This window comes from Rhodoferax sp., assembly GCF_023701345.1.
Taxonomy (GTDB): Bacteria; Pseudomonadota; Gammaproteobacteria; order Burkholderiales; family Burkholderiaceae_C; genus Rhodoferax.
This window is the reverse complement of record NZ_JAMPXE010000032.1, coordinates 20,497-27,612: the sequence shown is the minus strand read 5'-3', so window position 1 is coordinate 27,612 and position 7,116 is coordinate 20,497. Positions and strand designations below refer to the sequence as shown.

6 protein-coding genes and 1 tRNA gene are annotated in these 7,116 nt (G+C 60.3%); all 7 read right to left on the bottom strand.

Annotated elements, in window-relative coordinates; all coding sequences use genetic code 11:
* Positions 1 to 145: 145 nt before the first annotated feature.
* The 7 genes from NDI87_RS06560 to NDI87_RS06530 all read right to left on the bottom strand — a co-directional run bounded on the left by NDI87_RS06560 (position 146) and on the right by NDI87_RS06530 (position 7,073).
* A tRNA-Gly gene (locus tag NDI87_RS06560) sits at positions 146 to 219 on the bottom strand.
* 86 nt (positions 220 to 305) lie between these two features.
* Positions 306 to 1,799 (bottom strand): NAD-dependent succinate-semialdehyde dehydrogenase, encoded by a 1,494-nt coding sequence (locus tag NDI87_RS06555; RefSeq protein ID WP_296274061.1) that lies wholly within the window; start codon positions 1,797 to 1,799, stop codon positions 306 to 308.
* A gap of 51 nt (positions 1,800 to 1,850) precedes the next feature.
* A complete protein-coding gene (gene speB / locus NDI87_RS06550) occupies positions 1,851 to 2,798 on the bottom strand; it encodes an agmatinase (protein ID WP_296274060.1) in 948 nt (315 codons plus the stop codon).
* Between the two features lie 16 nt (positions 2,799 to 2,814).
* Positions 2,815 to 3,639: an ABC transporter permease gene (locus tag NDI87_RS06545; RefSeq protein WP_296274057.1), complete on the bottom strand. Its 825-nt coding sequence runs from the start codon at positions 3,637 to 3,639 to the stop codon at positions 2,815 to 2,817.
* A gap of 5 nt (positions 3,640 to 3,644) precedes the next feature.
* Complete coding sequence (locus tag NDI87_RS06540; RefSeq protein WP_296274056.1) at positions 3,645 to 4,892, bottom strand: ABC transporter permease; 1,248 nt, start codon at positions 4,890 to 4,892, stop codon at positions 3,645 to 3,647.
* A gap of 15 nt (positions 4,893 to 4,907) precedes the next feature.
* Positions 4,908 to 5,939: an ABC transporter substrate-binding protein gene (locus NDI87_RS06535; RefSeq protein ID WP_296274054.1), complete on the bottom strand. Its 1,032-nt coding sequence runs from the start codon at positions 5,937 to 5,939 to the stop codon at positions 4,908 to 4,910.
* 48 nt (positions 5,940 to 5,987) lie between these two features.
* Positions 5,988 to 7,073 carry an ABC transporter ATP-binding protein gene (locus tag NDI87_RS06530; protein ID WP_296274053.1) on the bottom strand — a complete coding sequence of 362 codons (1,086 nt, stop codon included), beginning with the start codon at positions 7,071 to 7,073 and terminating at the stop codon, positions 5,988 to 5,990.
* Positions 7,074 to 7,116 lie beyond the last annotated feature (43 nt).

Here is a 7,116-nt window from a genome sequence, read left to right as displayed (position 1 = left end):
GTTGGTTCGAGTCCAATCGCGCCTACCAGATTTGGTAGTAAATCAAGCACTTAGCGGCAACGCCAAGTGCTTTTTTTGTGGGCGTTTGCAAGCCATGCCCGTGGCATGAGGGCCATGGCAAACTGATTGGGAAAATTGGGGGGAATGGAGCGGGTGATGGGAATCGAACCCACGCTATTTGCTTGGGAAGCAAAAGTTCTACCATTGAACTACACCCGCGTATGACCTGGAAGGTCGTCAAGAGGCGCTAGTGTACATGCTCGCGAACGCCCCTGTGGAAGCGGCGCCTCGCCGCGATGAGCCTGCTATTTCAGGATGTCACCCAGGCACAGGTACTTGATTTCCACATAATCGTCAATCCCGTGGTGCGAACCTTCGCGGCCCAGACCTGACTGTTTGACACCGCCAAACGGCACATGCTCGGTCGCCAGAATGCCCACGTTGATGCCGACCATGCCGTATTCCAGCGCCTCGCTGACGCGGAAGATGCGGCCCACGTCGCGGCTGTAGAAATAGCTCGCCAGACCGAATTCGGTGTTGTTGGCGGCATCCACGGCTTCCTGTTCAGTCTGGAACTTGAAGATGGGCGCGAACGGGCCGAAGGTTTCCTCGCGAGCGCACAGCATGTCGGCCGTGGCGTCGGCGACCACGGTCGGCTCGAAGAACTGGCCGGTCAGGCGTTTGCCACCCACCAGCAAACGGGCGCCCTTGGCCACGGCATCGTTCACATGGCGCTCGACCTTTTGCAGCGCGGCTTCTTCAATCAGCGGGCCCTGGTTGACACCCTCTTCAAAGCCGTTGCCAACCTTGGCGGTTTTGACCTTGGCAGCGAACTTGGCGACAAATTCGTCGTAAACGCCCGCATGCACGTACAGGCGGTTGGAGCAGACGCAGGTCTGGCCGGCATTGCGGTATTTGGAGGCAAAAGCACCTTCCACCGCGCTGTCGATGTCGGCATCGTCAAACACGATGAAGGGCGCGTTGCCGCCGAGCTCCAACGAGAGTTTTTTGACGGTGGGCGCGCTTTGCGCCATCAAAATGCGGCCGACTTCGGTGGAGCCGGTGAAGCTGATGTGGCGCACCACGTCGCTGGCGCACAGTACCTTGCCCACGGCGATCGAGTTGTCGGCGTCGGCGGTGATCATGTTGAGCACGCCAGCCGGGATGCCCGCGCGAATGGCCAGCTCGGCGGCCGCCAGGGCGGTCAACGGGGTCAACTCTGCCGGTTTGATGATGACCGTGCAGCCGGCCGCCAGCGCGGGCGCGACCTTGCGGGTGATCATGGCAATGGGAAAGTTCCAGGGCGTGATGGCGGCGCAGACGCCAATGGGCTGGCGCAGCACCATCAGGCGGCGGTTGTTGTCAAACTGGGGCAGGGTTTCGCCGTTGATGCGTTTGGCTTCTTCGGCAAACCACTCGACAAAGCTGGCGCCGTAGGCGACTTCACCCTTGGCCTCGGGCAACGGCTTGCCCTGCTCGGCGGTCATGATGCGGCCGAGGTCGTCCTGGTTGGCCATCAGCAGGTCATACCATTTGCGCAGGATGATGCTGCGCTCCTTGGCGGTTTTGCTGCGCCAGGCCGGCCAGGCGGCGTTGGCAGCGGTTATTGCCGCCTCAGCCTCAGCGGGGCCCAGGTTGGCGACGTCGGCCAGATGGGCACCGGTGGCCGGGTCGGTCACGGCAAAGCGGCTGGGTGATGTGCTGGCCCCTGCGGTAGCGCCAACCCATTGGCCGTTGATGAGCGCATCGGTCTTGAGCAGGGTGGGGTCTTTGAGCAGGGATAGGGGTGAGGTGGACATGGTGCGTGATCGAAGAAAGTGGTGTAACTGCTGAATATTAACGTTTGGTTATCAACGTCTGGTGACGCCGGGCAGCACGCACAGCATCTCGTAGAGCAAATTTGCTCCCAGCAGGGCGGTATTGCCGGAAGTGTCGTAGGCCGGCGAGACTTCCACCAGGTCGCCGCCGACCAGCTTGAGCCCGTGGCAGCCGCGAATGATCTCCAATGCCTGCGGCACACTCAGGCCGCCTATTTCGGGCGTGCCGGTGCCACCCGCATAGGCGGGGTCGATGCCGTCAATGTCAAAGCTCAGGTAGCAGGGTGTGGTGCCAATATGGGCTCGGATTTTTGCCATCAGGGGCGCGAGCGACTGGTACCAGACTTCATGGGCTGGCACCAGGGTAAAACCCTGCTGGCGCGGCCAGTCGAAGTCGTCAGACGCGTAGCCGCTGCCGCGCAGGCCGATCTGGAATACCTTGTGACAGTCGAGCAGGTTTTCTTCCACGGCACGGCGAAACGGCGTGCCGTGCGCAATGCGCTCGCCAAACATGTCGGCATTGACATCGGCGTGCGCATCCACATGCACCAACGCCACCGGGCCGTGTTTGGCGGCCATGGCGCGAAGAATGGGCAGCGCAATGGTGTGGTCGCCGCCCAGCGTCAAGGGAATGCAATTGGCAGCCAGCACGGGTTCGTAAAACGCCGTGATGATGACCAGCGACTTTTCGAGCGAATAGGTGTTGATGGGCACGTCGCCCAGATCGGCCACTTGCAAGGTGTCGAATGGCGCGGCACCGGTGGCCATGTTGTAGGGCCGGATCAGGCTGGATTCGGCGCGAATCTGGCGTGGGCCGAAGCGCGCGCCAGGCCGGTGCGAGGTGCCAATGTCCAGCGGAACGCCAATGAACGCCGCATCGAGCCCTTGTGCTGAATCGGCCACGGGCAAGCGCATCATGCTGGCAATGCCGCCAAAACGCGGCATGGCGTTACCCGACAGAGGCTGGTTTTTGGGTGTCATGCTGAAGCTTCCCGGGCTAGCGTCTTCTGCCGCGCAACCACTCCAGCCCCAGCATCAGGGTGGTGGTAAAGATGATCAGCAGCGTGGCCACTGCGGCAATGGTGGGGTTGATGTTTTCACGGATGCCGGTGAACATCTGGCGCGGCAGCGTGACCTGGGTGGGGCCGGCAATGAACAGCGTGACCACCACCTCGTCAAACGAAGTGGCAAAGGCAAACAGCGCGCCCGAGATCACACCGGGTGCAATGATGGGCAGCGTGACGCGGAAAAAGGTGGTGAGCGGCCCGGCCCCCAGGCTCAGGGATGCGCGAATCAGGTTGTTGTTGAAGTTTTGCAGGGTGGCCAGCACGGTGGTCAGTACAAAGGGTGCACCCAATGCAGCGTGTACTAGCACCAGTCCGAGGTAAGTGTCGTTGATGCCAATGCGGGCAAAAAACAGGTAGGTGCTGACCCCCACCACCACAATTGGCACCACCATCGGCGCGATCAGCAGGCTCATCAGTGCGCCTTTCCCCCAAAAGTTAACCCGCGCCAAACCCACGGCTGCCATGGTGCCCAGGACAGTGGCGAGGAGGGTGGCCAGTGGTGCCACGATGAAACTGTTGCGGGTGGCGCGCGCCCATTCGGCCGACGAAAACAGGTTGTCGTACCACTGCAGCGACCAGCCCGGCATGGGATACGACAAAAACGAGCTGGCAGAAAAAGACAGCGGCATGATGACCAGAATCGGCAGCAACAAAAACAGCAGCACCAGCACACCAACCACCCGCAGGGCATACCAGCCGATCTTGTCGGGCAGGGTGGCGTAAGCTGGAAAGATGGGACGGGCAGGCAGTGACATGGTGCTTATCCCAGGCTGAGTTCAGACTTCACCACACGGCGGTAGATTGCGTACAGCACCAGCGTGGCCGACAGCAGCACGGCACCCAGGGCGCAGGCCATGCCCCAGTTGACGGTGACGTTGGTGTACTGGGCGATGTAGTAGCTCAGCATCTGGTCGTCGGCGCCGCCCAGCAGCGCTGGCGTGACGTAATAACCGATACTCAAAATGAACACCAGCAGACCACCGGCACCAATGCCCGGAAAGGTTTGCGGCACATAGACCCGGAAAAACGCCGCCAGCGGCGAACTGCCCAGTGACACGGCGGCGCGCAAATAGGTGGGCGGCACCGACTTCATGACGCTGTACAGCGGCAGGATCATGAAGGGCAGCAAAATATGCACCATGGCGATGATGACCCCAAGACGATTAAAAAGCAGGGGCAGCGGTTCGCTGATGAAACCCAGTTCAAGTAGCGAGCGGTTCACCAGTCCGTTGGACTGCAGCAGCACGATCCAGGCCGCCGAGCGCACCAGAATCGAGGTCCAGAACGGCACCAGCACCAGAATCATCAAGATATTGGCCTGGCGCGGTGACAGGGTTGACAACCAGTAAGCCAGCGGATAACCGAGCAGCAGGCAAAAGATGGTGACCACGGCACTGATCTCGAAGGTGCGCAACAAAATGCGGCTGAAGGCGGCCGAGTCGGCATCTACCTTGACGATATGGCCCTGAATGTCGCGCTTCAGGTCAACCGATGTCAACAAATAGTCCGGCGTCCAGCGCGAGCCGTTTTTGGCGATGGCCTGCCAGTAGCCTAATTCGGACCAGCGCGGGTCAATCTCAAGCATGTGGGCCTTGACCTGGGCCGGGCTGAGTCCGGGATCGAACGGCAGGGCACGGTAAGTGGTCATGACCAGCGAGCGGGCGCCACTGATTTCACTGTTCAGGCGACGCGCCAGGCCGCCCGCGTCAGATTGTTCGGCAATGTTGGCCAGGTCGGAGGCCAGGGCGGCGTAGGCCGCATCGGGTGGGGCTGATGCACGGTCCCATTTGTCCAGTGCCGCCACGGTTCGGTTCAGCGTGCTGGCCACCTCCGGGTTTTCAACGGCGCGTACCAGCAGGGCGCCAATCGGAACGATGAAGACGGCCAGCAGAAAAATGAGCAGCGGCAGCGTCAGGGAGATGGCAAAGGTTTTTTTGCGGCGCTCGGAGCGCCGCAACTGAGCCGCCAGATTGCCAGGAACCGCGGGGGTAGCGACAGTCATTGCCATCTCTCCTGTCAGGCCTTACTGCGCGGCCCAGGCAGAAAAACGCTTTTCAAGCGCTTCACCCTGGTCAGCCCAGAAGTTCACGTTGAACTGCAGCGCGGTCTTGGCGTTGGCTGGCGCTGTCGGCAGGCCGGCCAGCACTTTGGCATCGAGCTTGGTCAGCGCCTTGGTGTTGGTGGGGCCGTAAGCGATGTTCTTGGCGTATTCGGCCTGGCGCTCAGCGCTGCTGGCCAGGGCGATGAATTTCAGGGCGGCTTCCTTGTTGGGTGTACCTTTGGGCATGACCCAGTAGTCGAGGTCATAAATGCCACCGGTCCAGGTGATCTTGAGGTTTTTTCCTTCACGCTGGGCGGCATCGATGCGGCCGTTGTAGGCTGTGGTCATGACCACGTCGCCGGCCACCAGAAACTGGGGCGGCTGGGCACCGGCTTCCCACCACTGGATGTTGGGCTTGAGCTCGGTGAGCTTCTTGAAGGCGCGGTCGGCACCTTCCTTGGTCATCAGCACCTTGTACACATCTGCTACCGGCACGCCGTCGGCCATCAGCGCGAATTCGACGTTGTAACGGGCACCCTTGCGCATGGCGCGCTTGCCTGCAAATTTCTTCACGTCCCAAAAGTCTGCCCAGGTGGTTGGTGCCGTTTTGAGCTTGTCCGCGTTGTAGGCCATCACGGTGGACCAGACGAAGGTGCCGATGCCACACTCATGGATGGCCGCGGGTGTGAAATCAGCCTTGTTGCCGATCTTGCTGTAGTCGAGCTTCTCGAACAGGCCCTCGTCGCAGCCGCGGGTCACGTCAGGGGATTCGACTTCGACCACGTCCCAGTTGACCTTTTTGGCTTCGACCATGGCCTTGATCTTGGCCTGCTCGCCGTTGTATTCCACGCCCACGACCTTGTTGCCGGTGGCTTTTTCATAAGGGGCAAAGTAGGCGATTTTCTGGGCGTTGCCATTGGCGCCGCCAAAGTTGACCACGGTTAACTGTGTTTCGGCCTGGCTGACCAGTGCGACAAAGGCGGCACAGACGGCCACAAGGGGTTTGAGTGTCATGAAGGATCTCCTGGTTTAATAATAAAAATGACGAAAAATGCATGCAGCCTAAACATAGACCCGCAAATGCTCGGGGGGCAACTGAAGCCAGATGGCATTACCCGGTTGGGGCAGGGTCTGGCTGGATAACGCAATCTTGACGGTGGCGTTCACCTGGTTGGCAACCACGCAGCGCAGGCGGAGGTGGTCACCTAAATAAATCACATCATTCACCTGGGCCCGCAGGCCGTTGGGCACAGCCAGGTCACTGCTTGCCTGTGGGCAGATGCGTTCGGGGCGAATGCAGGCCTGCACGTTTTGCCCTGGCTTGGCGGCGTTCACGTTGATGCCGCGCAAGCTGCTGCCGCAGGGCAGTTGCACCGTGCAATGCGCGCCATCGACGCCCGACACCTTGCCTTTAAATACCGTGTTGTCGCCAACAAAGTTGGCAACAAAGCGGTTGGCAGGGGTTTCATAAAGCTGGGTGACCTCGTCAATTTGTTGAATGGCGCCATCGTTGAACACCGCCACCCGGTCAGACATGGTCAGCGCCTCGGACTGGTCGTGGGTGACATAGACAAAGGTCAGCCCGAGCTTGCGGTGCAGTTCCTTGAGCTCAAGCTGCATGTGCTCGCGCAACTGCTTGTCCAGTGCACCCAGCGGTTCATCCATCAGCACCAGTTGGGGGTCAAACACCAGCGCCCGCGCCAGCGCAATGCGTTGCTGCTGGCCACCAGAGAGCTGGCCCGGGTAGCGGGCGCTCAAGTTGTCCATTTGCACCATTTCGAGGGCACGCAGCACTTTGGCTTCGCGCTCTGACTTGCCCATCTTGCGTACCGTCAGCGGGTAGGCCACGTTGTCGGCAATCGTCATGTGCGGGAAAAGTGCATAGTTTTGAAACACCATGCCAAAGTTGCGTTTGTGCGGTGGCGTTTTGGTGATGGGCTTGCCCTTGAGGAAAATCTCTCCAGAGGTGGGCGACTCAAAACCGGCCAACATCATCAGCGTGGTGGTCTTACCCGAACCCGAAGGCCCCAGCAGCGATAAAAATTCGCCACTTTGAATTTCAAGGTTCAGGTCGCGCACCACCAGGGTGCTGCCATCGTAGGTTTTTTGAACACCCGCAAACTTGACGAGGACGTCGTTGGAGGACATAGGTGGTAGCAGCCTTTATAGCGTCGATCTGGTGTTAAAGAAC

What these genes read in the sequence shown, in the direction of transcription:
- NDI87_RS06555 (WP_296274061.1), bottom strand. Translation starts at nt 1,799, where the DNA reads ATGTCCACCTCACCCCTATCCCTGCTCAAAGACCCCACCCTGCTCAAG.
- speB (WP_296274060.1), bottom strand. Translation starts at nt 2,798, where the DNA reads ATGACACCCAAAAACCAGCCTCTGTCGGGTAACGCCATGCCGCGTTTT.
- NDI87_RS06545 (WP_296274057.1), bottom strand. Translation starts at nt 3,639, where the DNA reads ATGTCACTGCCTGCCCGTCCCATCTTTCCAGCTTACGCCACCCTGCCC.
- NDI87_RS06540 (WP_296274056.1), bottom strand. Translation starts at nt 4,892, where the DNA reads ATGGCAATGACTGTCGCTACCCCCGCGGTTCCTGGCAATCTGGCGGCT.
- NDI87_RS06535 (WP_296274054.1), bottom strand. Translation starts at nt 5,939, where the DNA reads ATGACACTCAAACCCCTTGTGGCCGTCTGTGCCGCCTTTGTCGCACTG.
- NDI87_RS06530 (WP_296274053.1), bottom strand. Translation starts at nt 7,073, where the DNA reads ATGTCCTCCAACGACGTCCTCGTCAAGTTTGCGGGTGTTCAAAAAACC.